Raw genomic sequence first — 14,436 nt, 5'->3', positions numbered from 1 at the left:
GGCCCGTGCTGCGGCCCGCATCCGCGACCGGGTCAGGCGGGGGTTCGGGTGCGGATTCGAGTCCGGGTGGGTCGTCGGCTGCACGGACAGTTGCGGCCGGGGGGCTTCCGCGGGCTTCTTCTGCGGAGGCGGGGTCTTCGGCGGGTACGACGGCGGGACCTTGGGACCCCTGGCTTCTGGCGCGGTCAACTCGTCCTCCCGGAAGCGGAAATCGGGCAGCTCTCCCCATCCTGGCACTGCCCCTCGGAGACCGCGGGCGAAGCCGGGCTTTCGCACGCTCCCCTGCCCGCCCCGCCTCTACGGCGGTCGCCCCCTGCGGGGTCGTCGTCCGGACGAGCGCGCCAAGCGGATGTACCGCCGGCGGCTCGCCGAGATCGAGGAGGACATCGACGAGGCTCGTGCCGGCCACGACGTCGGCAGACAGGAACAGACCGAGCTCGAACGCGATTTCCTGATCAACGAACTCGCCCGGGCCGTCGGGCTCGGCGGGCGCGACCGACACGCCGGCGCGGCCTCCGAACGAGCCCGCGCCGCCGTCACCCAGGCCGTGCGCAAGGCCGTCGCCCGCCTCCGCGACACCTCCCCACCGCTCGGCGACCACCTCGACCGCACGATCCGCACGGGCACCTACTGCGCCTACGCCCCCGACCCCCGCCTTCCGTCCCCGTGGTCCACGTGACGCGGCAACGCGAACGACCGCACGGCCGGACCGTCCGCACGAGGTGCCGGCGGCGGCGTTCATCGCGTGGGTCAGATGGTGGGAGTGGGCCAGGGAACATCGGTTTCGACGGCGGCGGCGTAGTCGACGCCGGGGGCAGAGAAGCCGTAGAGGCGACGGACTTCGTCGCTGAACCAGGCGAGGTCGGCGAGGTCGGTGATGGTGTCGCTGGTGGCGGTGCTCCAGCGTTCGGCGACGGCGTTCTGCACGGCGGGGTCGAGTTCCCAGGTGTCGAGGCGGACCCGGCCCTCGTCGTCGAGGTCGAGGGGGCGGGCGCCGGTCAACTGGTCCCACAGCTCCACCAGTTGACCGATCGGGGGCACCATGGCGCCGCCGAGGACACCGCGCAGCAGCCCGACGTAGAGGGCGATGCCGGGGATGGCGGTGGAGGACTGGGTGACGGCAGCGGCGTTGACCGAGGTCACGGCCCGGCCGCCCACGGTCTTGCCGAGGCGCTCGTCCAACGCGCGTGCGGTGGTTTCCAGATGGGACTTCGCGGCGCCGATGGTGCCCTGCCGGTAGATCGCGGCGGTGAGCAGCGAGCCGATGTAGGACAGGGCGGCAGTGGTGAAGCCGTCGGCGAGCAGGGACCGGTCCGCCAGGAACGTGATCCACCGTTCCCAGTCCGTGCCGCCCATCACCGCCACGGTCTGCTCGGTGTCGTCGCCCTCGGCCGGCGCGGTGGTGACCTCCTTCACCTCCGGGGCGCCGTGCTCATCGAAGACGAGGGTCTTGGTGGTGTACGGCGAGCCGATCGGCTTGAGGACCGAGGAGTACACGTTGCCGGTGTCCGGGTCGGTGCGGCGAGGCGCGGCCACTGAGTAGATCAGGTAGTCGAGTCGCCCCCCGAAGCGCTCAAGGAGGAGGTCGGCGACCTCCTCCTTCACCGTGTCGCTGAACGCGTCCCCGTTGAGGAAGACCATGTCCCGGCCGTGCTGTCGGGCGAGCCGGGCGGTGGCGGCGGTGCGGTACCAGCCGGCCGTGCCGGTGCGCCGCGCCGGCGCCTTCTCGAAGCAGACGCCGATGCCACGGATACCGACACGGGCCAGGCCCGCGATCGTAGCGGCCAGGCCGTACCCGGCGGACGAGCCAATGACCAGGGCGACCGGCCCTTCGCCCCCGGCGGGGGCCGGGGCGGGGACGGCATGCCACATCTCGTCCACCAGCTGTCGACAGCCGCCAGGGTGGGAGTCGAGGAACAGGAAGCCCCGGCTCTTGGGTGCAATGACGCGTTCGCTCACAGTGTGATGCCCCAGGTGTCGTCACGGACAAGGACGCGGCGGCTGCCTCGGCCACCCCGTCCCGTCAGTCTGCGGCCGGGCGGATGAACGCGGTGATCTTGGCCGGCACAACGATGTCCAGCCGGGCTTGGAGGGTTCCACCAGCTCTGGAGGGGCCCTGCCAGCGTCCGGTCCCGCCAGGGCTCGACGGCGGCGAGCGCCGCGCGCGCGTCCTCGTCCACGGCCTCGAAATCGGCTTCGAGGGGGAACTGCAGGCCCCAGGCGCTGCTGCCGATCCGGAACTCGCGTACGGGGTGCCGGTCGTCCGGAGTCAGGGGTGGGGACGGGGACGGGCGCGGGCCAAGGGCTGGGGCAAGGGTGCGGGCCGGGGCGGCGGCCGCGAGTCCGGCGGTGTCGCCGGCCGCCCCGGCGAGCAGTCGCGCGCCGAGACGGACCCCGAGTACGGGCACCTCCGCGACCAGGGCGTCGCGCAGCAGGGCCAGCTCGGCGCCTTCGTCGCGGTGGCCCGCCGGGGGGGGCCGCCCACGACCACCACCGCGTCGACACCGGCGAGGTCCTCGGGCAGGTCGCCCGCCCACGCCCGGTACACCCGCGTGTCCAGCCGGGCCGCTGCCAGGGCGCCCCCGACGGCGTGGGGCCCCTCTCCCGGTGCGTGCTCCAGGATGACGACTGTCATCGGCCACTCCTTATATTCGAGCCACAGCGCCGCTTTCAGACCGCATATTCGTAAGAATGCCGTGAACAGAACCGCATGTGCCAGACCTTTGGTGCAGCTGGACTCGATGTCGCGGCTGGCGTCGGCGCCGGCGGCTCTGGCGGGCGAGGAGCGACTCGGCGCGGGTGGTGGGGGACCGGGTGAGGAAATCGGCGGCGTTGTCCTCGGCGGAGCCGGGCGGCACGGTCCCGCGGATCCTGACCTGGCGGCCGTGCTCCGCCCGGCAGAAGGTGAGGGCGGCCCTCGGATGGCAGGCGAGCTGGCCGCCCTTGGGGCTGAAGCCGTGCCGTCCCGGAGAGGCCTGCGGGGGTCCCGCGGCCCGGTCAGTGGAGCCGGCGTACCCGCTGGTCGGTCAGCTGGTACCGGGTGCCGACCGCTGTGAGCGTGCCGGCCGCGATCCTGGAGGCGAGTTCGGGCTCCGCGGCCAGCCGCGCCCGGACGAGGAGCACGTTCGCGGTGATGGCCGCGTCCACACGGGCCGCACCCGCCAGCCGGTGGTCGATCGCGGGGCCGATCTGCTCGGCCAAGTACTGCATGTGGCCGGGCAGCTTCCCGCCCGCCGCGTCTGCCTGGACGGCGGCCGTCACCGCCCCGCACGACTGGTGGCCCAGCACCACGACCAGCGGGATGCCCAGCTCCAGGACCCCGTACGTGACGCTGGCCAGCACCGCCTCGTCCAGGACCGAGCCCGCCGAACGGACCGTCAGCAGGTCGCCCAGCCCTTGGTCGAAGACCAGCTCGGGCGGAACCCGGGAATCCACGCAGCCCAGGATCACGGCGAAGGGGTGCTGCCCGGAGACCACGGTCCGCCGTACGGCCTGCGTCTCGTCGGGATGTCGCTCGTGCAGCGTCCGCCAGCGGCGGTTCCCCGTGCTCAGCTCCCGCCACGCAGATTCCGGCGTGCCGGGGCGGGCGCTGTTCGGCCCGGAGGAGGTGGCGGCCGGGAGGACCGGGCGGCTGGAGACCGACCCGGCACATACGGCGACCACCCCCGTCAGCGCGGCCCGGACGAGCCGTCGCCGCCCCGGAAGTCCGTAAGCCTCAGAATTTCCCGTCATACCTGGACAAATTAGGCGCACCTCTGCCCTGACGCGATGTCTGGCACCCGCCCAGGGCGGCTACGAGGGGCCGTCGCCCGCGGTGCCCGCCGCCGGCGCGCGGTCCGGGGCGAAGCGGACCGGGCGGCCACCCCGGCCGGCTGCGTCACCGGCGTGACCCCCGCCTCGGGCACCGGCACCGTCACCGCCGTCAACGGCAAGGCCAACAGCGGCGCCAACACCTGGAAGGTCGGCGTCGACGGCTCCGTCTTCGCCGGAGCCGCCCGCGACAAGGTCATCAAGGTGGGCGACACCATCGCCCTGCGCTGGGGCGCTTGATGCCCTGCGGGCGCGGGGGACCCTCGTACGGGCACCCGCGCCGCCGTCAGTCGCGGACCGGGGCCGGGAATTCCGTGACCGGGTACGGGACGAAGGTGCTGCTGTTCTCGTCAACGGTCAGCGCCCGGCCCAGCGGCGGCACGGCCCGCTGCGGGCAGTCGAGGCGCTCGCAGAGCCGGCAGCCCATCCCGATGGGGGTGGCAGCCGCGGCGTTGTCGAGGTCGAGCCCGTCGGCGTACACGAGCCGCGACGCGTGGCGGATCTCGCAGCCGAGCCCGATGGCGAAGGTCTTCCCGGGCTCGCCCCAGCCCCCGCGGTGGCGGGTGACGGCCCGCGCGGTCCACAAGTAGCGCTGCCCGTCCGGCATGGCGGCCACCTGCACGTGGATGCGGCCCGGCGCCGCGAAGGCCTCGTACACGTTCCACAGCGGGCAGGTGCCGCCCGCGCGGGAGAAGTGGAACCCTGTCGCCGACTGCCGCTTGGACATGTTCCCCGCCCGGTCCACCCGGACGAAGGAGAAGGGCACCCCGCGCAGCCTGGGGCGTTGCAGGGTGCTGAGGCGGTGGCAGACGGTCTCGTAGCCGAGACCGAAGTGGTCGGTGAGCCTCTCGATGTCGTAGCGGAACTCCTCCGCGGCGGTGTGGAAGGCCGCGTACGGGAGGATCAGGGCCGCGGCGAAGTAGTTGGCGATGCCGATCCGCGCGAGGGCGTGGACGGGTGAGCCGGCGGGGAAGTCCTCGGCGGCCAGCCGGTCCAGGGCGTCCCCGTACTCGATCAGGCCCAGCTGGGTGGCCATCCGGAAGGCCTGCTGGCCCGGCCGGAGCCGGCTCGACAGGTGCAGGACGCGCGCACCGGCGTCGTAGTGGTGCAGCCGGTCGCAGTCCGCGGCGATCCTGATCCCGTGGCGGTCGGCGAGCCGGCGGGTCAGCGCGTGGACGACGTCCCCCGGGCGGATGCCGATCTCGCGGGCCAGGCCCTCGGCGGCGAGATCGGTCTCGTGGAGGTAGTTCTGCCGCCGGTAGAAGAACTCGCGGATCTCCTCGTGGGGTGAGCGCGGGGCCTCGGCCATCCCGTCCCGGCCGTCGGCGGCGTCGGCGAGTCGCTCGGCCAGGAGCTGGCCGCGCCGGCCCAGGTCCAGCAGGACCGCGGCCACCGCGGGCATCCGGGTGGCCAGTTCGGCCAGGTCGGAGGAGGAGACGCGGGCTTCGGCGACCTCCTTGGCGAGTGCCTCGCGCAGGTCGGCGACCATCCGGCTGGTGTCGCGCTCAGAGAAGAAGCCGGGATCGACCCCGAAGGCCTCGGTGAGGCGCAGGAGCACCGGCACGGTGAGGGGGCGCGAGTCGTGCTCCATCTGGTTGAGGTAGCTCGGGGAGATGGCGAGCACCCGGGCCAGATCGGCCTGGGTCATCCGCCGCTCCTCGCGCAGCCGCCGCAGCCGCGCGCCCGCGTACGTCTTGCTCACCGCAGTCCCCTCTCCCGTCGCCGTGCCACGTCAGAGTACGCGGGCAGGCGCCCGGGCAGGGCTTCGCAACCTTGGCAAAACGGCCCCGGAAGATTCGCAAAGCTTGGCAGATGTACCTCCTTGATGGCACTCGGTGCCAGTGTCAGAGTCGGTCCTGCGGCCCGCCGGACCCGGCAGCCGAGGTGGACTTCCGGGCCTGATTCACGCCCTGATGACGGTGATCCAGCAGTTCCACCCGGCGGCTCGGCAGCATTGCTCAGCTTCGGCCCGCAGGCGGGTCCGGCGGTCGTACCCCAGGAACAGGCACAGAGTGCCAATCGGCAGGGCGCCTGCCCGGTTCATTGGCAAGACAAGCGACAGATGGAAACGGTGACGGTCATGGCAGAGGCGAACACGACGGCGGCGGCGGAGCAGCTGGAGCGGCGATGGGCCGAAGACCCCCGGTGGGCGGGCATCGAGCGCACCTACAGCGCCCAGGACGTGGTCCGGCTCTCGGGCAGCGTCCGCGAGGAGCACACCCTCGCCCGGCGCGGCGCCGAGCGGCTGTGGCGGCAGCTGCACGAGCAGGACTACATCCACGCACTCGGCGCGCTGACCGGCGGTCAGGCGGTCCAGCAGGTGCGGGCCGGACTCCAGGCGATCTACCTGTCCGGCTGGCAGGTGGCGGCCGACGCCAACCAGGCCGGGCACACCTACCCCGACCAGAGCCTCTACCCGGTCAACTCGGTGCCGCAGGTGGTCCGCCGGATCAACAACGCCCTGCTGCGCGCCGACCAGATCGCCACCGCCGAGGGCGGTTCGGACACGACGGACTGGCTGGCCCCGATCGTCGCCGACGCCGAGGCCGGCTTCGGCGGCCCGCTGAACGCCTTCGAACTGACCAAGGCCATGATCGCGGCCGGTGCGGCGGGCATCCACTACGAGGACCAGCTGGCCTCCGAGAAGAAGTGCGGCCACCTCGGCGGCAAGGTCCTCGTCCCCACCTCGCAGCACATCCGCACCCTCAACGCGGCCCGCCTGGCGGCCGACATCACCGACACCCCGACCCTGATCATCGCCCGCACCGACGCCCTCGCCGCGAACCTCATCACCAGCGACGTGGACGAGCGCGACGCGCAGTTCGTGACGGGCGAGCGCACCGCGGAGGGCTTCTACCGCGTGCAGAACGGCATGGCCCCGGTCATCGCCCGCGGCCTCGCCTACGCCCCGTACGCCGACCTGATCTGGGTCGAGACCGGCACCCCGGACCTCGCGCAGGCCCGCGAGTTCGCCGAGGCGATCCACGCCCGGTACCCGGACCAGATGCTCGCCTACAACTGCTCGCCCTCCTTCAACTGGAAGGCGGCGCTGGACGACGACCAGATCGCCAAGTTCCAGCGGGAGCTGGGCGCGCTGGGCTACCGCTTCCAGTTCATCACCCTGGCCGGCTTCCACTCCCTCAACCACGGCATGTTCGACCTGGCCCGCGGCTACGCCGAGCACGGCATGACCGCGTACGTGGACCTCCAGGAGCGGGAGTTCGCCGCCCAGGCCCAGGGCTTCACGGCCGTAAAGCACCAGCGCGAGGTCGGCACCGGCTACTTCGACCTGGTCTCCACCGCCGTCAACCCGGCCTCCTCCACCACCGCGCTCGCCGGCTCCACAGAGGAAGAGCAGTTCCACTGAGCCCGCCCGCCGGCCCGGCCGGCCCCTTCCCGACGGGTGCCCGGGGGACATCCCCCTCGGGCACCCACCGCCCCCGCTGAGGAGAACCGCATGTCCCTCTCGCCCCTGACCAGCAGCGTCCGGGTTCTCGGTGCACCGGGTGAGCGCCACGAGGAGATCCTGACCCCCGCGGCCCTGGAGTTCATAGGCCGTCTCGACGCCGCGTTCGCCGGCCGCCGCCTGGAGGTCCTCAAGGAGCGCCGCCGCCGCTCGGGCCACCTCGCGGGCGGCACCCCGCTCGACTTCCCGCTCGCCACCCGCGCCCTGCGCGAGGACCCGCACTGGCGGGTCGCCCCACCCGCGCCCGGCCTCACCGACCGCAGGGTGGAGATCACCGGCCCGCCGGAGCGGCGGATGGCCGTCAACGCCCTGAACTCCGGAGCCCAGGTCTGGATGGCCGACTTCGAGGACGCCACCGCCCCGACCTGGGACAACGTCATCGGCGGCCAGCTCAACCTGCTCGACGCCATCGAGCGCCGCATCGACTTCACCACCCCCGGGGGCAAGGAGTACCGCCTCGGCGAGCGGATCGCGACCATCATGGTCCGCCCGCGCGGCTGGCACCTCACCGAGGAGCACCTGGAGATCGAGGGGCGGCCCGTGTCCGCGTCCCTCGTCGACTTCGGCCTGTACTTCTTCCACTGCGCGCAGCGGCAGATCGACGCCGGGTACGGCCCGTACTTCTACCTCCCCAAGCTGGAGAACCGGTACGAAGCACGCCTGTGGAACGACGTCTTCCTGCTCGCGCAGGAACTCCTCGGCATCCCCCGCGGCACCGTCCGGGCCACCGTCCTCATCGAGACGATCACGGCCGCCTTCGAGATGGAGGAGATCCTCCACGAACTGCGCGAGCACAGTGCGGGACTCAACGCGGGCCGCTGGGACTACCTCTTCAGCCTCATCAAGACCTTCGGCCACCGCAGGGACTTCCAGCTGCCCGACCGGGCCGAGGTCACCATGACCGCCCCGTTCATGCGGGCGTACACCGAACTCCTCGTGCGCACCTGCCACAAGCGCGGCGCCCACGCCATCGGCGGCATGGCCGCGCACGTCCCCGGCCGGGACGCGGAAGCCGACGCCGCGGCCCTCGCCGAGGTCCGCCTCGACAAGGAGCGGGAGGCCGAGGACGGCTTCGACGGCTCCTGGGTCGCCCACCCCGGCCTGGTCCCCGTCTGCCGCGCGGTCTTCGACCAGGTGCTGGGAGAGCGGCCCGACCAGCGCGACCGGGCCCGCGAGGACGTCGAGGTCACCGCCGCCGAGCTGCTGTCCGTACGCCGGATCGGCGCGCCCCCGTCGCAGGACGGCGTCCGCTCCGACATCGCCGTGGCCCTGCGCTACTTCGACGCCTGGCTGCGCGGCAGCGGCGCCGTGGCCCTGTACGGCCTGATGGAGGACGCCGCCACCGCCGAGATCGCCCGCGTGCAGATCTGGCAGTGGCTGCGCCACGGCCACGTGGACCGGCCCACCGTCACCGCACTCCTCGACGCCGAATGCGCCGCCCTGGCGGCCGGGGACCCGGGCGCCCTGGTCACCGAGGCCCGGGAGGTCTTCACGGACACCGCGCTGGCCGCCCAACTGCCCGCCTTCTTCACCCCCGAGGCCTACACGCGCCACCTCGTCCGCCGCGCCGCCGTGCGGGTGAACGCGTGAGCGCCCCCGCGCGGCCGGCCCGCATCCAGCGCGTCGGGGTCGTCGGCGGCGGCCAGATGGGCGCGGGCATCGCAGAGGTCTGCGCCCGCGCCGGACTCGACACGGTCGTCGCCGAGGCGGACGCCACCGCCGCCCGGGCCGCCCGGGAGCGGGTCGCGGTCTCCCTGGAACGCGCCGTCCAGCGGGGCAAGCTCGACCGGCTCTCCGCCGAGGACGCGCTGACGCGGCTCGTCTTCACCGGCGACCTGGAGGACCTCGCCGACCGGCAGCTGGTCATCGAGGCCGTCACCGAGGACCCCGAGGCGAAGACCGAGGTCTTCACCCGCCTCGACAAGACCGTGGAGGATCCGGAGGCGATCCTCGCCACCAACACCTCCGCCATCCCGGTCATGCGGCTCGCCATGGCCACCGGCCGCGCCGACCGGGTGGTGGGCCTGCACTTCTTCAACCCGGTCCCCGTCCTGCCGCTGGTGGAGGTCGTCTCCTCCCTGCACACCTCCGCGGACACGCTCGCCGCCGTCGAAGCCTTCGCCCGTGACGCCCTGGGCAAGACCACGGTCCGCTCCCAGGACCGGGCCGGCTTCGTCGTCAACGCGCTGCTGGTGCCCTACCTCCTCTCGGCCATCCGCATGGCCGAATCGGGATTCGCCGGCCCGGCCGACGTCGACGCCGGGATGGAACTGGGCTGCGCCCACCCGATGGGTCCGCTCAAACTCGCCGACCTGATCGGCCTGGACACCGTCGCGGCGATCGCCGAATCGCTGTACGAGGAGTTCAAGGAACCTCTGTACGCCCCGCCCCCGCTGCTCCAGCGGATGGTGCAGGCAGGGCTGCTGGGCCGCAAGAGCGGCCGCGGGTTCCACACGTACGGCCGGGGCTGAGGGGCCCGGCACGTCTCCGGGCGGAGGGTGCGCCGGAGACGCGGCACGGCGTGGGTGCGGCGAGTGGTGTCGCCGCACCCACGCCGCGTCTCATTTCACCGTCCGATATGTGGACCGCGGTGTTCATTCCCCGGCGGGCCGACCTAGTGTGGCCCACGCAGCTGGTTCGCCCCCGTCCGCCAGGCGGGAAGCGTCGCAAGAGGGAACCCGGTGGGAATCCGGGACTGCCCCGCAGCGGTGAGCGGGAACGACCGCCGTCATACGCACTGGGACCGGAACCGGTCCTGGGAAGCGACGGCCAGTAGGAGCCCGCCGGGAGACCGGCAGGCGCGCCCGCGAGTCCGAAGACCTGCCCGTTGCCCGCGCGCGAACGAACGCGCGCGGTTTCCCGGTGACCTCGTGGGCGGGTCGGCGTGCACCTCGGGCGGATCTCCGTCGCGCAGTCCTTACCGCGCGACCCCGGAGGTCGGCCCGTTCCGGCACCCCTTCGCACCCTCGGCCCGTCACCGGGTCCATGGAGACACGCTCGCGAAGGAGAGTTCCGTGACCACCGAGTCCGCAGCCGCGGCAGTACAGGCCACTGTGTACGGCTACCCCCGCCAGGGACAGAACCGCGAACTGAAGAAGGCCGTCGAGGGCTACTGGAAGGGCCGCGTCACCGCCGAAGCCCTCCAGGACACCGCCCGCGACCTGCGCCGCGCCAACTGGAAGCAGCTCGCCGACGCCGGCCTCCACGAACTGCCCACCGGGGACTTCTCGTACTACGACCACGTCCTGGACACCACCGTCATGGTCGGCGCGATTCCCGCCCGGCACCGCGCCGCCGTCGAAACGGACGCCCTGGACGGCTACTTCGCGATGGCACGCGGCACCCAGGACGTCGCGCCGCTGGAGATGACCAAGTGGTTCGACACGAACTACCACTACCTCGTCCCCGAACTGGGCCCCGACACCGCCTTCACGGCCGACTCCGCCCGGCAGGTCGCCGAACTGAAGGAAGCCCTCGCCCTCGGCCACACACCCCGCCCCGTCCTGGTCGGACCGGTCACCTACCTGCTGCTCGCCAAGCCCGCCCCCGGCGTCGCCGAGGACTTCGTCCCGCTGACCCTGCTCGACCGGCTGCTGCCCGTCTACGCACAGGTGCTCGCCGAGCTGCGCGCCGCCGGCGCCGACTGGGTCCAGCTCGACGAGCCCGCCCTCGTACAGGACCGCACCCCGGCCGAACTGGGCGCCGCCGCCCGGGCCTACCGCGACCTCGGCGGCCTCACCGACCGGCCCAGGCTGCTGGTCGCCTCCTACTTCGACCGGCTCGGCGAGGCCTTGCCCGTCCTGGCGAAGGCACCCGTGGAAGGCCTCGCCCTCGACTTCACCGACGCCGCGGCCGCCAACCTCCGCGACCTCGCGGCGGTCGGCGGACTGCCGGGCAAGCGCCTGGTCGCGGGCGTGGTCAACGGCCGCAACATCTGGATCAACGACCACCAGAAGTCCCTGACCACCCTCGGCACCCTCCTCGGCCTCGCCGACCGCGTCGACGTCGCCGCCTCCTGCTCCCTCCTGCACGTCCCGCTGGACGCCACCGCCGAACGGGACATCGACCCGCAGATCCGCCGCTGGCTCGCCTTCGCCCGCCAGAAGACCACCGAGATCACCACCCTGGCCCGCGGCCTGGCCCAGGGCACCGGGGCGATCGCCGCCGAACTCGCCGCCAACCAGGCGGACCTCGCCTCCCGCGCCACCTCCCCGATCACCCACGACCCGGCCGTACGGGCCCGCACCGCCGCGATCACCGAGGCCGACGGCCGCCGCTCCCGGCCCTACACCGAGCGTTCCGCCGCCCAGCGCGCCCACCTGCGCCTGCCGCTGCTGCCCACCACCACCATCGGCTCCTTCCCGCAGACGGACGAACTGCGGGTGGCCCGTGCAGACCTACGCGCAGGCCGCATCGACACCGCCGGGTACGAGGAGCGCATCAAGACCGAGATCCGCGAGGTCATCGCCTTCCAGGAGCAGACCGGTGTCGACGTCCTCGTGCACGGCGAGCCCGAACGCAACGACATGGTCCAGTACTTCGCCGAACAGCTCACCGGCTACCTCGCCACCCAGCACGGCTGGGTCCAGTCCTACGGCACCCGCTACGTCCGCCCGCCGGTCCTCGCCGGGGACATCTCCCGCCCCGAGCCGATGACCGTGCGCTGGACGGCGTACGCCCAGGAGCAGACCGCCAAGCCGGTCAAGGGCATGCTGACCGGCCCGGTCACCATGCTCGCCTGGTCCTTCGTACGCGACGACCAGCCCCTCGGGGAGACCGCCCGGCAGGTCGGGCTCGCCCTGCGCGACGAGGTCGTCGACCTCGAAGCGGCCGGGACCTCCGTCATCCAGGTAGACGAACCCGCGCTGCGCGAAACCCTGCCGCTGCGGGCCGACGGCCACGCCGACTACCTCGCCTGGGCCACCGAGTCCTTCCGCCTCACCACCAGCGGAGTCCGCCCGGACACCCAGATCCACACCCACATGTGCTACGCCGAGTTCGGAGACATCCTCCAGGCCATCGACGACCTCGACGCCGATGTCATCAGCCTGGAGGCCGCCCGCTCCCACATGCGGGTCGCCGACGAGCTGGCCGCCGCCCGCTACCCCCGCGAGGTCGGCCCCGGCGTGTGGGACATCCACTCCCCGCGCGTCCCCTCCGCCGCCGAGGCGGCCGCGCTGCTGCGCAAGGGGCTGGAGGCCATCCCGGCCGAGCGGCTGTGGGTCAACCCCGACTGCGGCCTGAAGACCCGCGGCTGGACCGAGACCCGGACCTCCCTGGAACACCTGGTGGAAGCGGCCCACACGGTCCGCACCGAGGCGGGCGCCACCGACTGACCGCGATGTCGGGCGCCTGACGCGGTGTCGGGCCGGACGGTCCGCTAGAAGGAGGTCCAGGTGAAGGCCACCTGGTCGCCCGCGTTCAGCTCGAACTGGCGCCGACCGGCGTCGGCGGGTGCTGGGCTTCCCGACTCGGGGCGCGGACGCCCCACACGGTTGCAGGTCAGCGCCGGATTCCCATCGGCTTCCCCCACGCCACACGGCCATTCAGTTGTCGCCCGGGCATCGGCCCGGGCAGACGCATCGTGCGGTCGCACCCCGGCGCTGACCAGTAGCGCCCTCCGCCCGTGAAGATCCTCTCCTCCCGCCGGCGCGCTCACTCGAACGAGCCAACGACCGTTTCGCCGTCCGCCTCCGCAGGGAACCGGTGTCTGCGCGGAAGCGGGAGTCTGACGAAGGGTGTGGAGCATGGCGCAGGAGAACGCGGCACCGAACGACGCCGGCGGGCTGCGGGACATCGTCTCGGCCGTGTCCAGAGGTGCGCCCGAGTTCCGGAGCTGCCCCCACCCCGCCTACGCGGCGCTGCGCGAGCAGGCCCCCGTATGTCCCCTGACGCCTCCGCACGGCATCGGCACCTACCTCATCACCCGCTACGAAGACGCCCGCGACGCACTGTCGGACCCGCGGTTCAGCAAGAACATGCGCGGGGCGCTCGACACCTACCACGCGGTGTACGGCAGCTTCTTCGACGCCCTCGACGACAACGTGCTCTTCTCGGACCCGCCCCGGCACACCCGGCTGCGCCGCTCCCTCCGCGGCGCCTTCTCCCCGCGGCGCGTCGAGGAGATGAGACCCCGCATCACCGAGATCGCCGAGAACCTGCTCAGGGAATGCGCCGAGGCCAACGAGGTCGACCTGATGCCGGCCTTCGCGTTCCCGCTCCCGATCGCCGTCCTGTGCGACCTGATGGGCATCCCGCCGGGCGACCGGCCGGAGATCCTGGGGCACTTCGCCGTGGTGACGCGCTCCCGGTTCGACCCCTCCAAGAGCGCGGAGCTGCACGCCGCCGAGGAGTGGCTGCAGAACCGGCTGGGACAGCTGATCGCCCACACCCGCGCCCACCCCTCCGACAGCTTCCTCAGCGACCTGATCCGGGCGGAGGAGGCCCTGGACGACGCGGACCTGATCTCCTCGCTGTGGGTCATCTTCTTCGCCGGCCACAAGACCACGGCCTTCCAGATCGGCAACTCGGTCCTCCACCTGCTGCTGCGGCCCGACCAGCTGGAGCGGCTGCGCGCGGACCCGGCGCTGATCCCCGGCGCCATGGAGGAGATCGTCCGCTTCGAGGGCTCGGTGGAGACCTCCACCTTCCGGTACGCGGTCGAGGACGTCGAACTCCGGGGCACGGTGATTCCCAAGGGCTCCCTCGTCCAGATCGCCATCGCCTCCGCGAACCGGGACCCCGCGAAGTTCGACTCCCCGGACGTCCTCGACGTGACGCGCGAGGGACTCCAGGGGACACACCTGGGCTTCGGCCACGGAACGCACTACTGCCTGGGCGCGCCGCTGGCGCGGCTCGAACTCGAAGTCGCGCTCTCCTGCCTGCTGCGGGACTTCCCGGACATGCGGCTGGCGGACCCGCGGGCGAGCGAGGCGGCGTGGCTCAAGGGGCCGGTGGCCGCCTTCCGGGGGCTGGAGCGGCTCCCGCTCGTCCTGGACCCGTCACGGCCGGCCGGGAACCAGCGGCCGGCGCCCGGCGCGGCCCCGGCGCTGGCCTCCGTGACCCCCCGGACGTAGCCCTCTCCCCAGCAGCCCCCTCGAACGCAGCCCCCCTCGCACGCAAACCGAAACGACAGGTGGTGGACGGGCGATGCCCGAATC

Annotated in this window: 10 protein-coding genes, 2 pseudogenes and 2 riboswitches; of the genes and pseudogenes, 7 read left to right on the top strand and 5 right to left on the bottom strand. The window is 72.8% G+C overall.

What is annotated here, in order from left to right:
- The first annotated feature begins 349 nt into the window (after nt 1-349).
- Nucleotides 350-679, top strand: a complete 330-nt coding sequence (locus AB0D94_RS11545) for a hypothetical protein (RefSeq protein WP_362049328.1) — start codon at nt 350-352, stop codon at nt 677-679.
- A 71-nt stretch (nt 680-750) separates the two neighbouring features.
- On the opposite strand, the gene fabV is transcribed toward AB0D94_RS11545, so the two are convergent.
- From fabV to AB0D94_RS11525, 4 genes and pseudogenes are all read right to left on the bottom strand, one after another.
- Nucleotides 751-1,959 (bottom strand): enoyl-[acyl-carrier-protein] reductase FabV, encoded by a 1,209-nt coding sequence (gene fabV, locus AB0D94_RS11540; RefSeq protein WP_362049325.1) that lies wholly within the window; start codon nt 1,957-1,959, stop codon nt 751-753.
- Between the two features lie 310 nt (nt 1,960-2,269).
- Nucleotides 2,270-2,635, bottom strand: a complete 366-nt coding sequence (locus AB0D94_RS11535; protein WP_362049323.1) for a hypothetical protein — start codon at nt 2,633-2,635, stop codon at nt 2,270-2,272.
- 10 nt (nt 2,636-2,645) lie between these two features.
- Nucleotides 2,646-2,942, bottom strand: a pseudogene (locus tag AB0D94_RS11530) (hypothetical protein); the annotation flags it as partial.
- Nucleotides 2,943-2,997: 55 nt separating this feature from the next.
- Complete coding sequence (locus tag AB0D94_RS11525; protein WP_362049320.1) at nt 2,998-3,732, bottom strand: carbonic anhydrase; 735 nt, start codon at nt 3,730-3,732, stop codon at nt 2,998-3,000.
- A 123-nt stretch (nt 3,733-3,855) separates the two neighbouring features.
- Here AB0D94_RS11525 and AB0D94_RS11520 point away from each other — a divergent pair.
- Nucleotides 3,856-4,050: pseudogene (locus tag AB0D94_RS11520) on the top strand (hypothetical protein); the annotation flags it as partial.
- A gap of 46 nt (nt 4,051-4,096) precedes the next feature.
- Here AB0D94_RS11520 and AB0D94_RS11515 read toward each other — a convergent pair.
- Nucleotides 4,097-5,512 carry a short-chain fatty acyl-CoA regulator family protein gene (locus tag AB0D94_RS11515; RefSeq protein WP_362049317.1) on the bottom strand — a complete coding sequence of 472 codons (1,416 nt, stop codon included), beginning with the start codon at nt 5,510-5,512 and terminating at the stop codon, nt 4,097-4,099.
- Between the two features lie 378 nt (nt 5,513-5,890).
- Between AB0D94_RS11515 and aceA the strand changes: the two genes are divergently transcribed.
- From aceA to AB0D94_RS11490, 5 genes are all read left to right on the top strand, one after another.
- Nucleotides 5,891-7,177: an isocitrate lyase gene (gene aceA, locus AB0D94_RS11510; RefSeq protein ID WP_362049314.1), complete on the top strand. Its 1,287-nt coding sequence runs from the start codon at nt 5,891-5,893 to the stop codon at nt 7,175-7,177.
- Between the two features lie 90 nt (nt 7,178-7,267).
- On the top strand, nt 7,268-8,866 hold the full coding sequence (gene aceB / locus AB0D94_RS11505; RefSeq protein ID WP_362049311.1) for a malate synthase A: 1,599 nt from the start codon (nt 7,268-7,270) through the stop codon (nt 8,864-8,866).
- Nucleotides 8,863-9,747 carry a 3-hydroxybutyryl-CoA dehydrogenase gene (locus AB0D94_RS11500; RefSeq protein WP_362049308.1) on the top strand — a complete coding sequence of 295 codons (885 nt, stop codon included), beginning with the start codon at nt 8,863-8,865 and terminating at the stop codon, nt 9,745-9,747. Before aceB ends, AB0D94_RS11500 begins: the two co-directional genes overlap by 4 nt.
- Before the next feature lie 197 nt (nt 9,748-9,944).
- Nucleotides 9,945-10,098: riboswitch (cobalamin riboswitch) on the top strand.
- A 192-nt stretch (nt 10,099-10,290) separates the two neighbouring features.
- A complete protein-coding gene (metE, locus tag AB0D94_RS11495; RefSeq protein WP_362049305.1) occupies nt 10,291-12,612 on the top strand; it encodes a 5-methyltetrahydropteroyltriglutamate--homocysteine S-methyltransferase in 2,322 nt (773 codons plus the stop codon).
- A gap of 123 nt (nt 12,613-12,735) precedes the next feature.
- Nucleotides 12,736-12,806: riboswitch (cobalamin riboswitch) on the bottom strand.
- Nucleotides 12,807-13,023: 217 nt separating this feature from the next.
- Nucleotides 13,024-14,352 carry a cytochrome P450 gene (locus AB0D94_RS11490; RefSeq protein WP_362049302.1) on the top strand — a complete coding sequence of 443 codons (1,329 nt, stop codon included), beginning with the start codon at nt 13,024-13,026 and terminating at the stop codon, nt 14,350-14,352.
- Nucleotides 14,353-14,436: the final 84 nt, after the last annotated feature.

The organism is Streptomyces sp. NPDC048255 (assembly GCF_040652415.1).
In the GTDB taxonomy this organism is placed as follows: Bacteria; Actinomycetota; Actinomycetes; order Streptomycetales; family Streptomycetaceae; genus Streptomyces.
Note: the sequence above shows the minus strand (reverse complement) of the source record. Positions and strands in the feature narration are given on the sequence as shown.